A 21,901-nucleotide genomic window follows, 5' to 3' on the forward strand; every position below is an offset into this window, starting at 1 on the left:
ACAGAAATTTCACGAAATGTACCCCAAACCAGCTTTGTGCAACTGCTACATAATATCGATAAATTCTTATCTCACAGGAATAGTATGAAAAAACTCCCTCTTATTTCTCTTGCAATATTAACCGCACTTTCTCAGCCTATCAGAGCAAATACAAATGCAGATAAGTCGAAAAGCATGCCAACCATTAATCTCGCAGAAGAACAGTTAAAATGGCAGCAGAACCAACAGAATACCGAGTTGAAACGCCTTAATCAACGGGCAACTTTCTTACAATTTGAAAACCTATTGAAAAGTGCGGTTAAAAATAATCGTGTTTTTGAAAATCGAGCGTTTTTTCTATCATTAATTCATTCCTTGGAAGGCTATCCACTGCAAACTGATGCTTGGTTTGCCTACTTTGACAGTCAAATAAAATCGGTAACGCAAAACACGCCTTCAACAGAAGTAATGACGCTAAAAAAAGAGATAGAGGATTATGTTGCTCACTATCCCCATCATTTTCTCCGTTCCCGTTTGGAACAAAACATTCTTACCTTACTTAATAACAGTGATTCCGAACAATTCGTGGATTACGCCAAAAAGATTACCCCAAATGGGGTGGAAATGCAAATTGCCGTATTAGGTAAGGAATATCAGCTCATTCAAAAATCATCAGAATCAAATAAAAATCATCAACAGGCTCAAGAAGCGGATATTTTGAACCGTTTTGAAACACTTTGGCTCAATAATGGTGAACTGACCAATAACTCCGACCTATGGAAAAAATGGTATGCCAATGGTGGCAGAACGGCAGACAAAATTTATCAAAAAGCGGAAAATTTATTCGCTCAAAATGATGGAAAAGGCTTAGCATTACTGGCGGGAGAATTGGATAATCTTGATAATATAAAAGAAGATCCAATAATTTTGGCAGACCTACAAGACTATACCGATTTACTAAAAAATCCGGTGAATTTAAAAAAATTTGCGGAGACATTGCCTGATAGTGAAAAGGGTAAAATTCGTCGCCAATTTGCCATCATCCAAGGCTTTTCACGTTATTTACGTACTCTTCCTGAAAATATGGATAATCCGGATTTTACTCTCTATTTACAATGGGCAAAAAACTGGCAACTCAGCGATACTCAAATTCGTCACTGGAAAATCGCTTTTATTAGTCGTTTTTTTGATAATGAAACACTACATTTTCAACAATGGCGTGATGCTGAAATCTTGGCGTTAAAGGCTGATAATCTTGTTGAACGCCGTTTGCGAATGGCAATTTGGCAAAAAACCGATCTGATACCTTGGCTTAATGCCCTTTCAAAAGAAGGAAAGGAAAAACAGGAATGGCGTTATTGGCTGGCAAAAAGCGATCAACAAAAAACACAAGAAATTTTAACCGCACTTTCCAAAGAGCGGGGATTTTATCCGATGTTAGCCAAAGCCATGCTCAACCCTCAAAATCGTGGTGCTGACTATCGTATTGAATTGCCTCAATCCACGTTAAATAAAAAAACGAAACTCGCACTTATCGAGAGTCACCGTACCACACTAAATGAAATTGCCGAACTTCGTCAATTAGATCGTCTCGGTGCAGCCAAACAACGTTGGCGTTTTTTACTTGAAAGTCTTTCCGGCGACTCAAAACAAGCTAAACAAATTGCTTTGAGTGAATATGCCAATCAGCAAGGATGGTTTGATTTGGGTGTGGACGGTTCGATCATCGCTAAAGCGTGGAATCATATTGCATTGCGCCTACCAAATGCCTATCAAAATTATTTTGATATTGCTTTAATGCCTCTTCCCGCAAAAATTGACAACTCCGTAACTAAAACCTTTGCTATGGCAATAGCCCGTCAAGAAAGTGCATGGAATCCAATGGCGCAATCTTCCGCTAATGCTCGAGGATTAATGCAGCTTTTACCAAACACTGCCAAGGCAACCGCCGATAATAATCAATTACCTTATCAAGCGGAAAACGATTTATTCAAACCGTTCAATAATATTTTGCTTGGTACGGCACACTTAAATGAGCTGAATATAAAATACCCGAATAATCGCATTCTCATTGCCGCCGCTTACAACGCCGGAGCAAATCGGGTGGAAAAATGGCTGGCAAGAGCAGGAGGAAAATTAGCAATGGATGAATTCATCGCCTCAATTCCCTTTTTTGAAACCCGTGGTTATGTGCAGAATGTGCTAGCCTATGATTTTTACTACCAACTATTACAACATCAAGAAAATCCACAAACCTTTAGCCAAGAAGAATTTGATCGGCTATACTAAGCGCACTAGTTTAATAGTATAGGATGATAATTATGTATATCAGTCGCAATTTAGATCAATGGAACGCTTTTCTTACCATGCTACAAACAGCTTTTGAACAAGGCAAAGCACAAGATTTTTTAACCTTGCTTCTCACTGCTGACGAACGCGATGCCGTGGGCTTACGCTTACAAATTGTCTCACAGCTATTAGATAAAAATTTATCTCAACGTGAAATCCAACAAAATCTGAATACCAGTGCCGCCACCATTACACGCGGTTCAAATATGATCAAAACCATGGATCCGAATTTTATAGAATGGGTAAAACAACATCTTGACGACGTTGAAAAAAACTAAGCAAATTTTAACCGCACTTTTGCGGTTATTGAGTCCCAAATGGTGGAAGAAAAATTGGCAGCGCATAGCAATCCGATTTTTCCTCGCCATTTTTGCTTTTGTCCTACTTTTTCGCTTTGTTCCCGTGCCTTTTTCTTCTTATATGGCTCAACAGCAAGTCGGACATTGGTTACAAGGAAATTTCCATTATTGGGCAAAATCGACTTGGGTGAGCCTTGAGAAAATTTCGCCACATATGCAACTTGCCGTCATTGCAGCGGAAGATCAAAAATTCCCCTCTCATTACGGTTTTGATTTCACAGCCATTCAAAAAGCATTCAAACATAACGGAAAATCAACGCGCAAAATTCGGGGTGGTTCTACTATTTCCCAACAAACCGCCAAAAATTTAATGCTGTGGCACGGACAAAGTTGGCTACGTAAAGGATTAGAAGTACCTGCCACAGCGTTATTAGAACTGAGCTGGTCAAAAAAACGGATTTTAGAAATCTACTTAAATATTACAGAATTTGGCGAAGGAATTTTTGGCATTGAAGCCGCAAGCCGTTTTTATTTTAATAAATCAGCAAAAAATTTGACACAATCCGAAGCAGCATTACTGGCAGCCGTTTTGCCGAATCCCATCATTTATAAAGTCAAAAAGCCGAGTGCATTGGTACGTAAAAAACAGCAATGGATTATCAGGCAAATGAGAAATCTAGGAATAAATTATTTAAAACAGCTAGATTAAAAAGTGCGGTCACAAAAAACAACGTTTTTTGAACGTTGGCTTTGCCAACAGCCCCGATAGGGGGGAACAAACGAGTAAGCGAGTTTGTGAATAATTTCGACCGCACTTTTTGTTAGAAATTAAGCTTTCACGTCAGCACGTTTTACCATCACAAAAGAGAGGCTAAATGCCACGATAAAAGAAATTGCCATACCCATGCTGTACATCGCAAGGCTATCCGGTTTGATTGATGGAACACCCAAGAAACCGGCTGCACCTAACGCAATAGCTTTTACATTGAAAAATGCGATGAAAGCACTTGCCAAGCCAGAACCAATCATTGCCGCAAAAAACGCTTGACGATAACGTAAGTTCACACCGAACATTGCCGGCTCGGTAATCCCTAATAAGGCAGAAACCCCTGAAGGCACGGCCAAACCACGCACTTTTGGATCTTTTAATGCCAAAGCAACCCCTAAACAAGCAGCCCCTTGTGCAATGTTAGACATGGCTGCAATTGGGAAAATAAACGTACCGCCTGTGTGTGCGACATCAGCTAATAGTTGGGTTTCTACCGCAATAAAAGTTTGATGCATACCGGTGATAACAATCGGTGCATAGAACGTACCGAAAATCGCACCACCCACAAAACCAAGAGTGTCATACAACCATGTCAAACCGGCTGAAATTAATGACCCCGCCTCACGACCAAACGGACCGATCACGGTGAATGCCAAGAAACCGGCAATAAAGAGCGAGCATAATGGTGTAACAAGATTATCTAGATAAGAAGGCACAAACTTACGAAATGTTTTTTCCAGCGTTGCTAACACCCAAGCTGAAATAATGGTTGGAATCACGGTTCCTTGATAACCGACTTTCTCAATTTCGAGCCCAAACACATTCCAATATTGAATATTGCCTTCCATTAAGGTTTTCGCATAGTTCCACCCATCAGCCAAAGCCGGATGAACCAAGAGCATGCCTAAAGCCGCCCCTAAGAATGGATTACCACCAAATTTACGCGTAGCGGAAAATCCTAGCAAGACAGGTAAAAAGACAAAAGGAGCATTGGCTATCGTATTGATGAAATCGACTAAATCAGAAACTTCAGGATATTTACTTACAACCGAATGCCCTTCCCAAAAGAAACCGACAGAGGTTAGCATGGAGTGAATACCCATCAACAAACCGCCTGCCACAATCGCAGGAATAATCGGTACGAAAATATCCGCCAAACCTTTCACCAAGCGTTGTAATAAACCTTGATTACCGACTGCAGCCTCCGCAACCTCAGCTTTACTGACATCACCAATACCAAGCTGTTTGGTCAGCTCTACGTGAACGTTATTCACCGTACCTGAACCGAAGATAATCTGATATTGACCGGCAACGGAAAACTGTCCTTTTACGCCCTCAATATTATCAATACCTTCTTTATCCACTTTGCTTTCATCGTTTAAAACGATACGCAAGCGCGTTGCACAATGCGCCGCTGTGGCAATATTACTTTTACCACCCAATTTTTCTATCACTTGTTCAGCAATTTTGGGGAAGTTCATAAGTTTCTCCTGATTAGTAAAAAAATAAAACTGATAAATTCTGACTAAATTTAACTAATGTAAAAAAGCCTTTCGAGATGTTACGAAAGGCTTTGAAAAGTGTCTTGGTGCTCTGGGCGAGACTTGAACTCGCACGACCTGTGGTCACTACCCCCTCAAGATAGCGTGTCTACCAATTCCACCACCAGAGCGTTAAATTTTATCTATTTTAATTTATTGCGGAATATCGTTATTCTTATTTTCTACTGCAGGGGAAGACAGTTGTTGCTGAACTTGCTCCGCAGTTTTTGATAAATCATCAAACGCACCTTTCTCTACATTGGCACGATGAGAGTTTAAGTTGCCCAACACGAGCGCAATAACAAAAAATGCCGTTGCTAAAATTGCACTGGTACGGGTTAAAAAGTTGCCTGCACCTGCTGAGCCAAACATTGTGCCAGATGCGCCACCACCAAAAGAGGCACCCGCATTTGCACCTTTACCTTGTTGAACGAGAATAAACCCGATCAATGCAATGGCGACAACAACATAAATAAACAAAAGAACCTGATACATTTTTTCTACTCTAAATTGCGTATTACGCAAGAAAACTGGGGCGAATAATATAAACATTTCATCTTTTTCGCAAGTTTTTTTTCTTATTTATTGCTCGACTGTATCAACTTTAACCAACTTATTTTCCGATATGAAATTATTTCATTTTTTGACCGCTCTTTTTCTCGGCTTTTCTAATGTTTGGCTGATTTGGCTTAACTGCTTCAAGGCATTGAAATCAACAAAATGAACCAAATCCGGCAACATTTGATTCACTCCATACATAAATTGTTGGTAGGTGGCTTGTTTTTGGCTAATATCTGTAAGCTGTGCTTCCCAATGTGCCGTCATATCCGGTTGGGTGGCGATATCCGGCAAGGCCTGAATCAATATTCTCCCTGTTTCCGTACTATGAATATTACGCCCTTTTTTAGTTAAAAAGCCGCGTTTAAAGAGTAATTCAATAATACCGGCTCGGGTTGCTTCCGTACCTAACCCATCGGTTTCCCGCAGAATTTTTTTCAATTCTTTGTCTTGAACAAAACGGGCAATCCCCGTCATCGCTGAAAGCAAGGTTGCATCAGTAAAAGGTTTTGGCGGTTGTGTTTTTTTGCTAATCACTTCCCCACGTTCACAATACAAAACCTGCCCTTTCTTCACAATCGGCAATAACGGTTCTTGATTTTCCGTATCGTCTTCTTTGCCAAGTAGTGCTTTCCAGCCTGCCACTTGTAGATTTCGAGCTTGTGCAATAAAGGTGCCACCGGCAATATTCAATGTAATCTTGCTTTTACGATATTCCGCATCAGGACAAAATTGCATTAAATATTGCCGAGCAATGAGATCATAAATATGACGTTCGTCATGAGTTAAATTCGCCGAACGGCTTTTCACAGTAGGAATGATTGCGTGGTGCGCTTCCACTTTTTTATCATTCCAGCAACGATTTTTTTGGTTTGTATCCACCACACTTGGCAATGTTTGATAGGTTTCACTATGAACAGAAATTGCCTTCAATACTTGGTGACGTTCGGCAAAATGCTCCTCCGGCAAATAACGATTATCAGAACGAGGATAAGTAATCAAGCGGTGGGTTTCATACAATCGCTGACAGGTGTCCAATACCGCTTGAGCAGACATACCAAAGCGTTTCGCCGCATCAATTTGTAAAGCGGATAAAGAGTAAGGCAAGGGGGCGGTTTCTTTATCTAGCACATCTTTATAATCCGTCACCTCCGCCGGCTGATCAGTAATACGTTTTACCACATTCTCAGCCAAGGCTTTGGAAAGCACACGCCCGTCTTCATCTTGATAATCTTCACATGCCTTGCTTGGCTGCCATAATGCGCTGAAAAGTGCGGTCGATTTTTCCGATGTTTTTTCAGCCTGATCTTCCGGATTGATCCACGCCAGCACTTCATAAAAATCTTTCGGCTGAAAATGCTCGATATCCAAATCTCGGCGTACAATCAGCCCCAACACAGGGGTTTGTACCCGCCCGACAGAAAGCACACCGTTATAGCCAGCCTGCCGTCCGCGAATGGTATAAGCACGCGTCATATTAATACCATAAAGCCAATCAGCACGGGCTCGTGCCAATGCAGAAGTGGAGAGAGGAATAAAATTACGGTTCGGCTGTAATTTTTTAACGGCTTTTTCCACCGCACTCGGATTGAGATCGCTGATTAAACAGCGTTGGATTTTATCACGCTTTTCTGCACTCAAATTCGCATAGCTAAACACCTCATCCACTAAAAGTTGCCCTTCTCGATCCGGGTCTCCCGCATTAACTAATTCATCCGCTTGATGAATTAGTTTTTCCACCACAGAAAGCTGTTTTTTCGCCTCTTTACGTGGTAAAAGTTGCCATTTTTCGGGAATAATAGGTAAATGCTCCAACCGCCATTGTTTAAATTTGGGATCATAAACATCGGGTTCTGCCTGCTCCAGCAAATGCCCCACACACCAAGTCACCACGTCTTTATCGCCGCATTTAATAAAGCCGTCACCACGTTGATGAGGTTTAGGCAACACATCGGCAATAGCCCGCGCTAAACTTGGTTTTTCGGCGATAAATAAACGCATAGTAAAAGATTAGTCGATCTGACGGCGACCAAGGAAAGAATGGGTCAGTGTGGTGCCATCAACGGTCTCAAGTTCCCCCCCCACAGGGATTCCATGGGCAATACGGCTCACTTTGATATTGTGTTGACGGCAAATCTCCGCAATATAATTCGCCGTGGCATCACCCTCTACGGTAGGATTAGTGGCAAGGATCACTTCATGAAAAGATTCTTCCACCAAACGTTTTTGCAATAAATCCAAACCAATTTCACGAGGACCAATGCCATCAAGTGGCGACAAATGCCCCATCAACACAAAATATCGACCGGAAAATTGCCCCGTTTGCTCAATAGCTTGAATATCCGCCGGCATTTCCACCACACAAAGTAAGCCGGAATTTTGACGGCGCGGATTATTACAAATGTTGCAAACCTCTTCTTCCGTGAAATCACGACAGTGGGAACAATGCCCAATTTTAGACATCGCCTCAGTGAGCGCTCGCGCTAAATTCATTCCACCGCTGCGATTGCGTTGCAAAAGATGATATGCCATACGCTGTGCAGATTTTGGCCCCACGCCCGGCAAACAACGGAGATTTTCAATGAGATGTTCTAAAAGTGGACTACCTTGCATAATGATAAATGAAAGGACAATAGGAAATGGTGCGTGAAAATCTGCTTTCACGCACCAAACAATTAAAAAGGAAACTTCATTCCCGGCGGTAACGGCATACCGGCAGTGACCGATGCCATTTTTTCTTTTTGCAATTCTTCCGCACGACGCACCGCATCATTGAATGCGGCAGCAATTAAATCTTCCAACATTTCTTTATCGTCTTCCATTAAAGAAGGATCGATATCAATACGGCGACAATTATGTGCGCCGTTAATAGTGATTTTCACTAATCCAGCGCCTGATTCACCGGTTACTTCAAGTTGTGCGATTTCTTCCTGCATTTTCTGCATTTTTTCTTGCATTTGTTGCGCTTGTTTCATCAAGCCGCCCAAACCGCCTTTTCCAAACATAATGTCATCCTTTTAAGTCAAAAAATTAGACGCATTCTAGCGAAAAAATTTGCCTTTGGAAACAGAGAAATTTATTATTCGCCCTTTTAGAATTTGAGGAAAGCACGAACTTTATGGAAACCCGTTACTATATTATCTTTACCGCCGTAATCATCGGCTTGCAATTATTTCTCTTTATTTTTAACCGCACTTTGCAATGGCTTTTTGCCGGAAAACTCTCCCAACGGGGCAAAAAATACCTCATTATCATCATCTTTGCACTACCGAATGCCCTCTGGATTGGGCAAGTCCTACAATTTTTCACAGCTTTCCGCATTATCGCATTAATGCTCGCCTTATTGCTTTTTTCTGCCTTTATCAGCCTCACTATTGCGGCTATTTCATTTCTCTTTAGAAAAACAAAATCCATTGCAAAAATCAACCGCACTTTACGTCTCGCCTATCCTTTCGCCTTTGCCGGATTAATCGGTTTGAGCCTTTATAATGCTTATACACCACGTATCGTCAATTATGAAATCACCTTGGATAAACCCATGAAACCGCTGCGAATCGGCGTGGCAAGCGATTTGCATTTAGGTAGTTTATTTGGTGGAAAAGCCTTAGACAAATTGGCACAAATAATGACGGAACAAAAGGTCGATCTCATCCTCCTCCCCGGTGATATTATGGACGATAATGTCACTGCCTATTTAGCAGAAAATATGCGTCCACATTTGGCGAAACTTCGTGCGCCGATGGGGGTTTATGCCACTCTAGGCAATCACGATTTTTTTGGACACCAAGATGAAATCACCGCAGAAATCCGTCAAGCAGGTATTATCCTATTAAAAGATCAAGTGGCGACAATTAACGACGAACTCGTTTTAATCGGACGAAATGACGATCTCGAAAAACACCGTCCAAGTACGGAAATGTTGTTAAAACAAGCTAAACAGGACTTACCGATTATTGTCCTCGATCACCGCCCTTCCGAAGTGGAAATCCATTCAACATTGCCTTTTGATTTACAGGTTTCCGGCCACACCCACAAAGGGCAAATTTTTCCAGCGAATCTCATCACCGCCCTCACCTACCGTATTGATTATGGCTTAGAAAAAATCGGCAATCCATATTTTATGGTGACATCAGGCTACGGATTCTGGGGAATCCCAATGCGCTTGGGAACACAGTCGGAAGTGATGATTATTGATGTGAAAGGCAAATAAAGTGCGGTCAAAAATGGGGATATTTTCATCCCCGTTTCAATTTCTTAATTTTGTAATTTTCTGAGTAACTCAAGCTCACGCTCTAAACCATGAATAATTTTGTCTTTTTGTAGCAATAATTCGTCTTTGTGTGTCACCATTAATTGTAATTGTTGAATCGCTTTTTCTAAATTCTCATTCCCTACTGCAAACAAGAAATGATTAGAATTATTTGAGTTTGTAGAGCCACTTGAGGAATTATTAAAATAAACCTTCTCGTTTTCCCCAAACGCCAGCAATTCACAAATATCCAGCTCAAAAACGTCTAAAATCTGTTCTAAACGTGATAAGGTCGAACGCACTTCTCCCCGCTCAATTTTGGCCTACCCCGTTACCAACATTCCTAATTTCTCCGCCATATTTTCCTGAGATAGTTGGTGTTGTTCACGTAATTGACGGATCTTTTCATTAATTTTCATAGTTTACTCTCATTATGAATAGTTACCTTAATACGGTAACTCACTGTAACTGGTGGTTGATTGTACACAAATTAATACAAAATTATAATTTTTTTGGTTTTTTAATCATACTACTATTTAAGGATACCAAAATGAAACTAAAAAACCTCTCAATTGCAACCGCACTTTTATTGGCATTAACCGGATGTGGGAGTAGTGGTGGTTCTAATTCTACCGATAGCAAGCCCACGGTTAAAAATGAAAAAACACAGCAACAAGTGAGTGAAGCTAAAAAAGCGGAAGAAGATCGCAAAGCCGAAGAAGCCCGTAAAGCCGAAGAAGCTCGTTTAGCAGAGGAAACTCGTAAAGCTGAAGAGGCAAGAATAGAAAAGAAAACTAAAGAATTAGTTACCCTAGCAAAAGATAATGGATTGACAGATGAAGAAGCACAGGAATTTGCCCAAAATAATATTGATAGTGAAGATGGTGCTTTAAAAGTAAATTTAGATACGTTTATTAAAGTAAAAAATTTAACTAAACGTGCAATTGCCGAAGGTCTCACGGAAAATGAAGCTGAAGCTTTTGCTAAACGTAATGTTGGATCTAGTGATGAACAAGTAGAAAATAACCTTAATAAATTGCTAATTAACAATGCTAAAGGGATTTATGAAGGGCAATATAAAGATGGGTTATCTATTAGTACTGATGGTACTTCAAGCAGATCAAGTAGTAGCTGTACCAATGGTCGTTGCTATGCTATCAGGGAAGTACTGACAACAGGCAAAGCCATTTATAATCAACCATATTCAATAATTACTGCGGATACAAAATCAGGAACTCGTAATTATTCTGAAGTTAATGAGCTTCATAACGTTGGTATTAATGGATTAAAAACTAAAGTTGACGCTCTTCCGACAGAAGGAACAGCTTCTTATAATGGCAAAGCATTTGATGCTCTAAATCAAGGTAAATTATCTTATCAAGTCAATTTTTCAAATAAAACTGGTTCAGGAAATATCACAGGTTTAGGACGTGATATTACCTTAGAACAAGGCTCTATTTCTGGCACAAGCATTTCGGCTACTGCAACCCAAAGTTATAATTCGGGCAATTACACGTTAGATTTCTTCGGTAAAAATGCAGAAGAAATTGGCGGTAAAGTATCCTTTGATGGTAAAGATGTCGTAGGCTTTGGCGGCACTCGTGGCGAAATCCAAAAATAATTGTTAACCTTTAACCAAATGCCGTTTAAAGCAATTTAAACGGCATTCTTTTGTTCCGTTATATATCGTGACACAAATTTAATTTTTTGATCTGTAGGGACACACTGCGTGCGTCCGTTATAAAATCAAATTATTTCAATATGTTATAAGCGGACACACGCAGTGTGTCCCTACTATTTATTATGAAAAAATTTGCTTATTTTCTACCGCTTGTTCCCTTTCTCGCTCAGGCTGAAACCGTCCATTTGCCCAAATCTATCTTCTTTGAAGAAACAAATGTGCCGAAAACCGATGAGCCTCAGCTAAAAACACCGCAAAAATCGACCGCACTTTCGACACCGCAAATCGCCCTGAATGAAAGGGATTCAATGCAAACAAAACTGGAAAAATTGATTAACTATGGCGTAGTAAATCAACAGTGGAGATTGTTGAAACGGTTATTACCGCTCTATCAAGCGCAAGCCCATTATGATGCCACCCTTTACCGCTACGCTAAAGGGGCAATGTTGCGTGCCGAACGCCAATACGCTGAAGCGATTTCCCTGTATCAACAGATCGTGAATGAACATCCCGCACTGGCTTACCCACGTTTCGATTTGGGGGTAATGCGGTTTGAAAACAAACAATATCGCCAAGCGAAAGCGGACATTGAGCAAGCAGTGCCGGATTTATCGCCACAAATGCGAGGTTTAGCACAACGCTACCTACAAGAAATGAAAACACGCCAAAACTGGCAAGTTGACGCGGAATTGCAGTACATGCAGACGGATAATGTAAATAATGCCTCCGATCAACAGGATATTCTACTTGGTGGTCTCCGTTTCCAAAAAGATAAAGACTCGCTACCCCAAAAGGCGCACGGTTTTCGTTATGGCTTAGGGCTAAATCGTGAAGTGAATGTGGCAGGCAATCATTTTGTCGCATTCAACGGCTATTTTAACGGCGTGCATTATTGGGATAATCAAGATTACAGCGAAAAATCTTTGTATGCGACGTTAGGCTATCGCTACCGTTCAGCCTTACAATCAGTCGGGTTTATGCCCTTTTTTGAGCAAAATTGGTTAGGTTCACCACGTTACAGCAAAAATTATGGCGTTGTGGCAAATTTTCAGCAGGAACTGACCGCTCGCTGGTCAATTTCAGGCACGCTTTCTCATACCCAAAAACGCTACGCCGAAACCAATGTGGCACGCCGACATAATGGCTACATTAACGGAGCAATCCTTTCATTCAGTTATCAAGCTAAACCGAATTGGTTGCTATTTGGTGGCATTGAAGGAAGCGTCGATCACAGTCAAGATAAGGCAGAATCGTTCCTTCGCCGAGGGATCAATCTTGGCACGATATGGCAAATCAAGGATTTTGCGATGCGTTTAAGCGGACGTTATGTGAAACGTGATTTCCGAGCAGAAAATTTCTATTTCCCGACCAAAAAACGGCAAGACAAGGAATATGGCGTGAATGTAACGGTTTGGCATAACAAGTTGCAATAGAAAGGTTTCACACCTAAATTGAATTATCGCTATCGTAAAATCGACAGTAACATTCCTGAATTTTACTCACGCCAAACCAGCGAGTTCTTTATGTCTATTGAGAAAAATTTCTAAAAAGTGCGGTCAAAAATGGGGATGTTTTCATCCCCTTTTTTCTTGTTTAATAAAACTCAACCCCTTCAATACTGTTGGTCACTCTTGTACCGGCTTCACCTTTGACAATGCGTTCAATGTCATTGAGTGAGCCGATAACTGCCTCTTTACCGGTGGCTTTTACGAAATTGATCACTGCCTTTACTTTTGGCTCCATAGAACCCGGAGCAAACTCTGAAGCAAGGGTTTCTAACATCCGTGGATTGGCTTTGGCTATTTGTTTTTGATCCAGTTTGTTGAAATTCACGCAAGCCGCAGGAACATCAGTGGCAATAATAAATAAATCCGCCTCTAATTCTTGAGAAATCACGGCACTACATAAATCCTTATCCACCACGGCTTCAACGCCTTGTAGTTCCCCTTTCCCGTTATAATAGCTTGGAATTCCACCACCTCCACCGCAAATGACAATATTACGATTGGCTAATAAGGTTTTCACGGAATCCATTCCTGTGACAGATTGTGGTAAGGGGCTGGGTACAGCACGGCGATAATATTGCCCATCCGCCATTACCGTCCAACCTTTTTCTGCCGCTAATCTTTCAGCTTCCTCTTTGGAATAAACCTGTCCAATAGGTTTACTTGGTTTTTCAAATGCCGGATCTTTTGGATCAACAATCACTTGATTTAATACGGTAATAGTTGGGGTTTGTGGTAATAAATTGGTTAATTCTTGTTGCAACATATAACCGATCATTCCCACCGTTTGCGAAACCAGTACATCTAACGGATAAGGTTCAATTTTAGGGTCTTGTGCATGATATGCTGCGTGTTGCAATGCTAACAACCCGACTTGCGGACCGTTACCGTGAGAAATCACCAATTCATTTTCTTGTTTAATTTTTGCCAACTGTTCTGCTGCAATACGAATATTCGCAGACTGATTTTGAGCCGTCATCGGCTCCCCTCTTTTTAACAGGGCGTTTCCACCCAATGCAACGACAATTCTCATTTTTTGCTTTCCTTCTCAATTGATAAAAAAATAGCACCGTTAATTTGATATTTACGATGCTATCTGTAACTTGCTATGCCAAACTTGCCACCATCACGGCTTTAATCGTGTGCATTCTATTTTCCGCTTGTTCAAATGCCACATTTGCAGGTGATTCAAACACATCTTCTGTCACCTCAATACCATTTGCTAACTGAGGATATTTTGCTGCAATTTCTTTCCCCATTTTGGTTTCGCTATTATGGAATGCCGGTAAACAGTGCATAAATTTAACTTTTGGATTGCCAGTTCGTTTCATTAATTCCGGTGTGACTTGATAAGGCATTAACATATCGATTCGTTCCGCCCAAGCCTCAAGCGGTTCTCCCATTGAAACCCATACATCCGTATGCACAAAATCTACCCCTTTGACAGCGAGATCAATATCTTCGGTAACAGTAATACGTGCGCCGGATTGCACTGCAAACTCTTCGCACATTTTTACGAGTGAATCCTCCGGTAATAGTGCTTTTGGTGCACAAATACGTACATCCATACCTAATTTTGCACCAATTAATAATAAAGAATTTCCCATGTTATTACGCGCATCGCCAATGTACACATAGCTAATTTGACTCAATGGTTTATCACAATTTTCAATCATAGTGAGAACATCAGCAAACATTTGGGTCGGGTGAAATTCATCGGTTAAACCGTTAAATACCGGCACGCCTGAATACTGCGCAAGCTCATTTACAACTGATTGTTTAAACCCACGATATTCAATGGCATCATACATTCTACCTAATACACGTGCGGTGTCTTTTATTGATTCTTTATGCCCAATTTGGGATGAAACGGGATCAATATAAGTGACGTGTGCGCCTTGATCATAAGCAGCCACCTCAAAAGCACATCGAGTGCGCGTTGACGTTTTCTCAAAAATAAGTGCAATATTTTTACCGGTTAAACGAGGTTGTTCGGTTCCCGCATATTTTGCTCTTTTTAAATCTCTCGCTAAGTCCAATAAGAATCGAATTTCACGCTCAGTATGATTTACCAAACTTAGTAAATGTCTGTTTTTAAGATTAAACGCCATAGTTGCTCCCTTTTTCTCGTGTGTTGACAAAAAATCGCGGAATTTTAGCAAAGCAAACGTTTGCGTTCAAGAGAAAAGTCGGAAGGAGGAAAGGAAAGTGCGGTAAAAAAGAGGGATGCTTTCGCATCCCATTATTATTTATTAGGTACAAACAATTTTTACCGCCAACCCTCCTTGAGAAGTTTCACGGTATTTTGCATTCATATCTTTTCCCGTTTCGTACATAGTTTCAATCACTTTATCAAGTGTAACACGCGGGTTAGTAGTACGACGTAATGCCATACGAGCAGCATTAATCGCCTTTACTGAAGCAATAGCATTACGTTCAATACAAGGTACTTGAACTTGCCCACCAACAGGATCGCAAGTTAAACCAAGGTTATGCTCCATGGCAATTTCTGCTGCAATACATACTTGCATTGGATTAGCGCCAAGAATCTCAGCCAAACCTGCCGCGGCCATGGAACAAGCCACACCGACTTCCCCTTGACAACCCACTTCAGCACCGGAGATTGAAGCATTCATTTTGTAAAGGGAACCAATCATTCCTGCTGCTAACAAATAGCGTTCAACAATTTCCGGTGTTAAAGGCGAAACAAACTTATCATAGTAAGAAAGTACCGCAGGAATAATACCGCAAGCACCATTGGTCGGTGCGGTTACCACTCGCCCACCTGCCGCATTTTCCTCATTAACGGCAAGAGCAAACATATTCACCCAATCAATTACACGCATTGGATCGTTCGATAAATTCGTATTAGCTTGTAACATACGATATAACGAAGCAGCACGGCGAGGAACACGCAATGGGCCCGGCAAAATACCTTCAGTGTGTAACCCATGATCAATACAAGCCTGCATGGTTTTCCATACATTATCTAAATGCGCACTCACCGCTTCCTTACCATGTAAGACCGTCTCATTTTCAAGCATGACTGTAGAAAGCATCAAACCGTTTTCGCTGCAATGCTTTAAAATATCTTCTGCATTTTTATAAGGATAAGGAACACTAACTGCGCTTTCTTCTTCCTGACCGAAATGCGCTTCATCCACGATAAAACCACCGCCGATAGAATAATAAGTCTGGCGGTAAAGTTCCTTACGATCAGCATCTAATGCAATGATCGTCATGCCATTTTCATGTAGTTTCAAAAAAGTGCTGTGAAAAATGAGATTGTCATCAAAATCAAACTTCACCGTTTTTTTGCCTTGGTCAATCGGCAACTGTGCTGTTTCTTTCACTTTTTCGATAAAATGTGAAATTAAGTCAATATCCACATCATGCGGCAAATAACCGGCAAGCCCCATAATAATAGCAATATCCGTATTATGGCCACGCCCGGTCATTGAGAGGGAACCGTACACATCAACATGGATTTCAGCTGTTTCTTCAAACTGCCCACGCTTGATAAGATCATCAACAAATTGTTTGCCCGCTTTCATCGGACCAACAGTGTGGGAACTGGAAGGCCCAATTCCCACTTTAAACATATCAAATACGCTAATCATATATTTCTCGTTAATTAAGATAAGCTAAATTAAACTTCTAAGCTGCTTATAATAATCCATATACGACCGCAGAGATAGCTATCAATCCCATTATGGTTACAAATACATTACTAAAGCGACCTTGATAACGTTTCATTGCCGGCACTTTGCGAATGGCATACATTGGCATAATGAATAGAATCATCGCAATGATTGGACCGCCAAGAGATTCAATTAAACCAAGAATACTCGGATTGATAATAGCAACACCCCATAGAGTGACTAAGAAGAAAAGTGCGGTTGCATAATTTAATTTTTTACGGTTAACCGACTCGCCTTTCATTTTTAAATACAATCCTTCCAAACCTTCACGCGCCCCCATGTAGTGACCGAAGAAAGAACTGGTAATCGCTAAAAATGCTACTAGCGGTCCAAAGTAGGAAATATAAGGATTATCGAATTTGTTCGCTAAGAAAGACAAGATACTAATATTTTGTTCTTTTGCCGCCAATAACTCTTCCGGCGTTAAAGTTAATACACAGCTGAATACAAAGAACATGACAAAGAAAAGTAAAATAGTTGACGTGCCTTTTTCAGTGCGTCCGATATGGCGTTCTGTACGGTCAAATTCTTTATATTCACGATATTGCGAACAGGTGAAAGAAGAAATTGCCGGAGAATGGTTAAAAGAGAAAACCAAAACAGGGATTGTTACCCATAATGTCGTAATAAAACTATTTGCAGTCGGAAATTCCTGCAACATCGCACTGTTCCATTCCGGAATTAAATAAATCGATAACACAAATAAAATAAGTACTAACGGATATACAAGCCACTCGGTAATTTTTAACATCACTTTTTCATTGAAAAGCATCACTGAAATTAATACAGCAATTAAAACAAAAGAAAGTAACACACGATTAGGCGATACCATGCCAAGCTGATTCACAATAAAAGAATCTACGGTATTAGTAATACCATTGCCATAAATCAACAGAATCGGAAAAATAGCAAAAAAGTAAAGTAAGGTAATTAATTTACCCGCCGTTTTACCGAAATGTTCTTCCACGACTTCAGTGATATCACTGCCCGGCTTTTTGGAAGAAAGCACAAAATACGCTAAACCACGATGTGCAAAATAAGTCATTGGACCAACTAAAATTGCCATAATGACTAACGGCCAGAAACCACCCATACCAGCATTAATCGGTAGGAATAAAACACCGGCACCCACTGCTGTACCAAATAAATTTAACATCCATGATGCATCAAATTTATTCCATTTTGGATTTTTCATAATAAAGACCTTCAAAGTTAAAAAAGAAATCGGTTTACTATAATTATTCAGGTAACCACCTAAAAGTCTGGCGCGCATAATATGCTTTAAGGAAGTGAAATTCAAAAGAATATTTTTAGAAATGTGATCTAGATAACAGTTTTTCCACGATTAAATGAGCAAAATTTGGTTTAGATTAAAGTGCGGTCAAAAAGCAACCAATATTTTAACCGCACTTGCCATGTAAATTAAGCTTTCTCAATAGAAAAGGAGAGCACGTCTTTAATACTGGAAGCATTTAAAGCAATCATAATTAAACGATCTACGCCTAAGGCAACTCCAGAGGTATTCGGTATCCCCGCTTGCAATGCACCAAGGAAACGCTCATCTATCGCACGCTCCGGCAACCCGACTTTTTCACGCTGACGATTATCTTGCTCAAAACGGCGTCGCTGCTCATTTACATCTGTTAATTCATGAAAACCATTGGCAAGCTCCAACCCTTTGTAATAAAACTCAAAACGTTCTGCTACACGATGATCTTCCGGACTTAATTGGGCAAGTGCAGCTTGTGAGGAAGGAAAATGGTAAACCGCCACAGGAGCATTTTGTCCAATTCTAGGCTCAACCACTTCGCTAAATAAAAACTGCAATAAAGTATCGCGATCCTCATCCTTTTCTGCCATAAAATTATGTTGATGTGCCGCCTCAACCAATTCTTTACGGCTGGCGGAAAGCGGATCAAGCCCTACATACTCTTGAAAAGCAAATTGGTAACTCATGCTTTCCGCAGGTTTACAATCTAAAATTTGTTGCAATAAATCATCTACCTCATTAATGAGACGATACATATCAAAGTGCGGTCGATACCACTCCAGCATAGTAAACTCCGGATTATGGCGATTCCCCCCTTCCTCATTACGAAACACTTTACTGATTTGAAAGATTGGTCCGCTCCCTGCTGCCAACAGACGTTTCATATGATATTCAGGGCTGGTTGAGAGCCATAACGTTTTTGATAATTCACCAAAAGGAGCAATAAATTCTGTGCTAAACGTGGAAAGGTGAATATCCGTCACACCAAATTCACTCAAAACCGGGGTTTCAACTTCAAGCAAACCTCGATCGGTAAAAAAACGGCGGATTTCGGCAATAATTTTAGCTCTAGCAAGTAAATTTTTAATGGAGGCTGAGGGTTGCCACGACACAGTTTTCGGAGTAAGTGCGGTCATTTTTTCTGTTGTTTTCTTAGTGAAATTATAATTAACCCGAGCATTGTAAACGAGACTATTTTATAACTCAACTTTCCGTCTTATCACCGTCAAAAGCACATCAAATAAAAAGCTTTCTCATTTGATTTACTTAGATAAATTTACTTTTTTGAGGTAGATCACAAAATTCGCATTTTCTCCGAAATTCCTCTGAAAAAAAGTTATTAATTTGTAAAAAAGATGGCACAATGCTCACGCTCCCCTTTTAAGGGATTTTTTTATTTATACTTTACTACATGATTGGAGGATATCGTGCAAACAGTTAATGTCGATATTGCAATTGTTGGTGCGGGCGGCGGCGGATTACGTGCGGCAATTGCAGCAGCAGAAGCAAATCCTAATTTAAAAATCGCATTGGTTTCAAAAGTTTATCCAATGCGTAGCCATACGGTTGCGGCAGAAGGCGGCGCAGCGGCAGTTATTAAAGAAGAAGATTCCTATGATAAACACTTTCACGATACCGTTGCCGGAGGTGACTGGTTATGCGAACAAGATGTTGTAGAGTATTTTGTAGAACATTCTCCGGTAGAAATGACCCAGTTAGAACGTTGGGGCTGCCCTTGGAGTCGTAAAGCTGATGGCGATGTTAACGTACGTCGTTTTGGCGGAATGAAAATCGAGCGGACTTGGTTCGCAGCTGATAAAACCGGTTTCCACTTATTACATACACTTTTCCAAACCTCAACACAATTCCCTCAAATTCAACGCTTTGACGAACACTTCGTATTAGATATTTTAGTTGATGACGGCCATGCGCGCGGTATGGTTGCGATGAACATGATGGAAGGTACACTTGTTCAAATTAATGCCAATGCGGTGGTTATCGCAACCGGCGGTGGTTGTCGTGCATTCAAATTCAATACTAACGGTGGTATTGTAACCGGTGATGGTTTATCGATGGCATATCGTCACGGTGTACCGCTACGTGATATGGAATTTGTACAATATCATCCAACCGGCTTACCAAATACCGGTATTTTGATGACCGAAGGCTGTCGCGGTGAAGGCGGTATCTTAGTCAATAAAGATGGCTATCGTTATCTTCAAGATTATGGTCTCGGTCCAGAGACACCAATCGGTAAACCTGAAAATAAATATATGGAGCTAGGGCCTCGCGATAAAGTATCCCAAGCTTTCTGGCAGGAATGGAAAAAGGGTAATACTTTAAAAACGGCTAAAGGTGTAGATGTCGTGCACTTAGATCTACGCCATCTCGGTGAAAAATACTTACACGAACGTCTTCCATTCATTTGTGAATTATCAAGTGCATACGAAGGGGTAAACCCCGTCAATGAACCGATTCCGGTGCGTCCTGTTGTTCACTATACCATGGGTGGCATTGAAGTTGATTTCAATAGCGAAACCCGAATTAAAGGCTTATTTGCCGTGGGCGAATGTGCTTCTTCAGGGCTACACGGTGCAAACCGCTTAGGTTCTAACTCATTAGCGGAACTTGTTGTACTTGGTCGCGTCGCTGGTGAATATGCTGCACAACGTGCTGTTGAAGCGCAGCCGGCAAATCAAAGTGCAGTTGATGCTCAAGCTAAAGATGTTGTCACTCGTTTGGAAGCCCTTCATAAGCAAGAAGGAAACGAATCTTGGTCTGAAATCCGTGATGAAATGGGTACAGTAATGGAAGAAGGTTGTGGTATTTACCGTGACCAAGCGAGTATGCAAAGAGCGGTTGATAAAATTGCAGAATTAAAAGAACGTTATAAACGTATTCGTGTCGCAGATAATTCAAGTGTATTTAACACTGATGTGCTTTACACCGTTGAATTAGGTTACATCCTTGACGTGGCGCAATCTATCGCTAATTCCGCTATTGAACGTAAAGAATCTCGTGGGGCACATCAACGCTTAGATTACACTGAGCGTGATGATGTAAATTATTTAAAACACACCCTTGCTTTCTACAATGAGAATGGTGCACCGAGCATTGAATACAGCCCGGTAAAAATCACTAAATCTCAACCAGCAAAACGTGTTTATGGTGCGGAAGCAGAAGCTGCCGAAGCTGCTGCAAAAGCTAAGGAGCAAGCAAATGGCTAATTCACCAGTAATGAATGTGGAAGTTTTACGCTACAACCCTGAAAGCGATCAAGAACCACATTTAAGCACTTACCAAGTGCCTTATGACAACCAAACGTCCTTACTTGATGCGTTAGGTTATATTAAAGATAAACTTGAACCTTCCCTTTCCTACCGTTGGTCTTGCCGTATGGCAATCTGTGGTTCTTGCGGAATGATGGTTAACAATAAGCCTAAACTGGCATGTAAAACTTTTTTACGTGATTACAGCGGTCATATGCGTATTGAACCATTGGCAAACTTCCCGATTGAACGTGATTTGGTAGTAGATTTGAGCCACTTCATTGAAAGCTTAGAAGCAATCAAACCATATATTATTGGCAATGAGGCACCACCATTAGATGGTAAACCGCATCCATCGGCAGAACTTGCGAAAAGCCGCACGAAACAAACCCCGGCGCAACTTGAAAAATACCGCACTTTCTCAATGTGCATTAACTGTGGTTTGTGTTATGCAGCTTGTCCGCAATTCGGTCTAAATCCTGAATTCTTAGGACCTGCTGCGATTACTATGGCTCATCGTTATAACCTCGACAACCGTGACCGCGGAAAAGTACAACGTATGCCATTGTTAAACGGTAAAAACGGGGTGTGGAGCTGTACTTTCGTGGGTTATTGTTCTGAAGTCTGTCCAAAACACGTGGATCCGGCTTCTGCAATTAACCAAGGTAAAGTAGAAAGTGCCAAAGATTATGTTATCTCTATGCTAAAACCAAAAGGCTAAGGGGGAGGAA

General features: G+C 40.9%; 18 protein-coding genes, 1 tRNA gene and 2 pseudogenes. 8 read left to right on the top strand and 13 right to left on the bottom strand.

Features of this window, described 5'->3' with window-relative positions; translation table 11 throughout:
• The first annotated feature begins 84 nt into the window (after positions 1 to 84).
• From A3GE_RS0100560 to mtgA, 3 genes are read left to right on the top strand one after another with little or no spacing between them, the layout of a single operon-like run.
• A complete protein-coding gene (locus tag A3GE_RS0100560; protein ID WP_018355337.1) occupies positions 85 to 2,268 on the top strand; it encodes a transglycosylase SLT domain-containing protein in 2,184 nt (727 codons plus the stop codon).
• A 32-nt stretch (positions 2,269 to 2,300) separates the two neighbouring features.
• On the top strand, positions 2,301 to 2,606 hold the full coding sequence (gene trpR, locus A3GE_RS0100565) for a trp operon repressor (protein WP_018355338.1): 306 nt from the start codon (positions 2,301 to 2,303) through the stop codon (positions 2,604 to 2,606).
• Entirely contained in the window at positions 2,593 to 3,336 is a 744-nt protein-coding gene (mtgA, locus tag A3GE_RS0100570) for a monofunctional biosynthetic peptidoglycan transglycosylase (protein WP_018355339.1), read from the top strand. The genes trpR and mtgA overlap by 14 nt, the downstream gene beginning before the upstream one ends.
• Before the next feature lies 1 nt (position 3,337).
• On the opposite strand, the pseudogene A3GE_RS12295 reads toward mtgA, so the two are convergent.
• The 7 genes and pseudogenes from A3GE_RS12295 to A3GE_RS0100600 all read right to left on the bottom strand — a co-directional run.
• Positions 3,338 to 3,442, bottom strand: a pseudogene (locus tag A3GE_RS12295) (D-ribose ABC transporter substrate-binding protein); the annotation flags it as partial.
• 13 nt (positions 3,443 to 3,455) lie between these two features.
• Complete coding sequence (locus tag A3GE_RS0100575; RefSeq protein ID WP_018355340.1) at positions 3,456 to 4,877, bottom strand: sucrose-specific PTS transporter subunit IIBC; 1,422 nt, start codon at positions 4,875 to 4,877, stop codon at positions 3,456 to 3,458.
• 105 nt (positions 4,878 to 4,982) lie between these two features.
• Positions 4,983 to 5,068, bottom strand: a tRNA-Leu gene (locus tag A3GE_RS0100580).
• Between the two features lie 22 nt (positions 5,069 to 5,090).
• Positions 5,091 to 5,432, bottom strand: a complete 342-nt coding sequence (gene secG / locus A3GE_RS0100585) for a preprotein translocase subunit SecG (RefSeq protein ID WP_018355341.1) — start codon at positions 5,430 to 5,432, stop codon at positions 5,091 to 5,093.
• 141 nt (positions 5,433 to 5,573) lie between these two features.
• The gene (locus tag A3GE_RS0100590) at positions 5,574 to 7,496 is read right to left on the bottom strand and encodes a DNA topoisomerase III (protein ID WP_018355342.1); all 1,923 of its coding nucleotides are present in this window, start codon (positions 7,494 to 7,496) and stop codon (positions 5,574 to 5,576) included.
• A gap of 9 nt (positions 7,497 to 7,505) precedes the next feature.
• The gene (recR, locus tag A3GE_RS0100595; RefSeq protein WP_026215331.1) at positions 7,506 to 8,108 is read right to left on the bottom strand and encodes a recombination mediator RecR; all 603 of its coding nucleotides are present in this window, start codon (positions 8,106 to 8,108) and stop codon (positions 7,506 to 7,508) included.
• A gap of 62 nt (positions 8,109 to 8,170) precedes the next feature.
• Positions 8,171 to 8,500, bottom strand: a complete 330-nt coding sequence (locus A3GE_RS0100600; protein ID WP_005629464.1) for a YbaB/EbfC family nucleoid-associated protein — start codon at positions 8,498 to 8,500, stop codon at positions 8,171 to 8,173.
• 113 nt (positions 8,501 to 8,613) lie between these two features.
• Here A3GE_RS0100600 and A3GE_RS0100605 point away from each other — a divergent pair, with 113 nt between their 5' ends.
• Positions 8,614 to 9,705, top strand: coding sequence for a metallophosphoesterase (locus tag A3GE_RS0100605; protein WP_018355344.1), 1,092 nt, complete (start codon positions 8,614 to 8,616; stop codon positions 9,703 to 9,705).
• Between the two features lie 44 nt (positions 9,706 to 9,749).
• Here A3GE_RS0100605 and A3GE_RS10890 read toward each other — a convergent pair whose 3' ends face one another.
• Positions 9,750 to 10,046 carry a hypothetical protein gene (locus tag A3GE_RS10890; protein ID WP_018355345.1) on the bottom strand — a complete coding sequence of 99 codons (297 nt, stop codon included), beginning with the start codon at positions 10,044 to 10,046 and terminating at the stop codon, positions 9,750 to 9,752.
• A 248-nt stretch (positions 10,047 to 10,294) separates the two neighbouring features.
• On the opposite strand from A3GE_RS10890, the gene A3GE_RS12415 reads away from it, so the two are divergent.
• Both A3GE_RS12415 and A3GE_RS11370 read left to right on the top strand, forming a co-directional pair.
• The gene (locus A3GE_RS12415) at positions 10,295 to 11,365 is read left to right on the top strand and encodes a Slam-dependent surface lipoprotein (protein ID WP_018355347.1); all 1,071 of its coding nucleotides are present in this window, start codon (positions 10,295 to 10,297) and stop codon (positions 11,363 to 11,365) included.
• Between the two features lie 368 nt (positions 11,366 to 11,733).
• A pseudogene (locus tag A3GE_RS11370) lies at positions 11,734 to 12,972 on the top strand (surface lipoprotein assembly modifier).
• 46 nt (positions 12,973 to 13,018) lie between these two features.
• Here the strand turns inward: A3GE_RS11370 and arcC are convergent.
• From arcC to epmA, 5 genes are all read right to left on the bottom strand, one after another.
• Complete coding sequence (gene arcC / locus A3GE_RS0100630; protein ID WP_018355349.1) at positions 13,019 to 13,963, bottom strand: carbamate kinase; 945 nt, start codon at positions 13,961 to 13,963, stop codon at positions 13,019 to 13,021.
• Positions 13,964 to 14,036: 73 nt separating this feature from the next.
• Complete coding sequence (locus A3GE_RS0100635) at positions 14,037 to 15,041, bottom strand: ornithine carbamoyltransferase (RefSeq protein ID WP_018355350.1); 1,005 nt, start codon at positions 15,039 to 15,041, stop codon at positions 14,037 to 14,039.
• 141 nt (positions 15,042 to 15,182) lie between these two features.
• Positions 15,183 to 16,550 carry an L-serine ammonia-lyase gene (locus A3GE_RS0100640; protein ID WP_018355351.1) on the bottom strand — a complete coding sequence of 456 codons (1,368 nt, stop codon included), beginning with the start codon at positions 16,548 to 16,550 and terminating at the stop codon, positions 15,183 to 15,185.
• A gap of 46 nt (positions 16,551 to 16,596) precedes the next feature.
• On the bottom strand, positions 16,597 to 17,826 hold the full coding sequence (locus A3GE_RS0100645) for an HAAAP family serine/threonine permease (RefSeq protein ID WP_026215332.1): 1,230 nt from the start codon (positions 17,824 to 17,826) through the stop codon (positions 16,597 to 16,599).
• Between the two features lie 227 nt (positions 17,827 to 18,053).
• Positions 18,054 to 19,037, bottom strand: coding sequence for an elongation factor P--(R)-beta-lysine ligase (epmA, locus tag A3GE_RS0100650; RefSeq protein ID WP_018355353.1), 984 nt, complete (start codon positions 19,035 to 19,037; stop codon positions 18,054 to 18,056).
• A 291-nt stretch (positions 19,038 to 19,328) separates the two neighbouring features.
• Between epmA and frdA the strand changes: the two genes are divergently transcribed.
• Positions 19,329 to 21,128 carry a fumarate reductase (quinol) flavoprotein subunit gene (frdA, locus tag A3GE_RS0100655; protein WP_018355354.1) on the top strand — a complete coding sequence of 600 codons (1,800 nt, stop codon included), beginning with the start codon at positions 19,329 to 19,331 and terminating at the stop codon, positions 21,126 to 21,128.
• Positions 21,121 to 21,891, top strand: coding sequence for a succinate dehydrogenase/fumarate reductase iron-sulfur subunit (locus A3GE_RS0100660; RefSeq protein WP_018355355.1), 771 nt, complete (start codon positions 21,121 to 21,123; stop codon positions 21,889 to 21,891). The genes frdA and A3GE_RS0100660 overlap by 8 nt, the downstream gene beginning before the upstream one ends.
• The last annotated feature ends 10 nt before the right edge of the window (positions 21,892 to 21,901 follow it).

The sequence above is a fragment of the Rodentibacter pneumotropicus DSM 21403 genome (assembly GCF_000379905.1).
In the GTDB taxonomy this organism is placed as follows: Bacteria; Pseudomonadota; Gammaproteobacteria; order Enterobacterales; family Pasteurellaceae; genus Rodentibacter; species Rodentibacter pneumotropicus.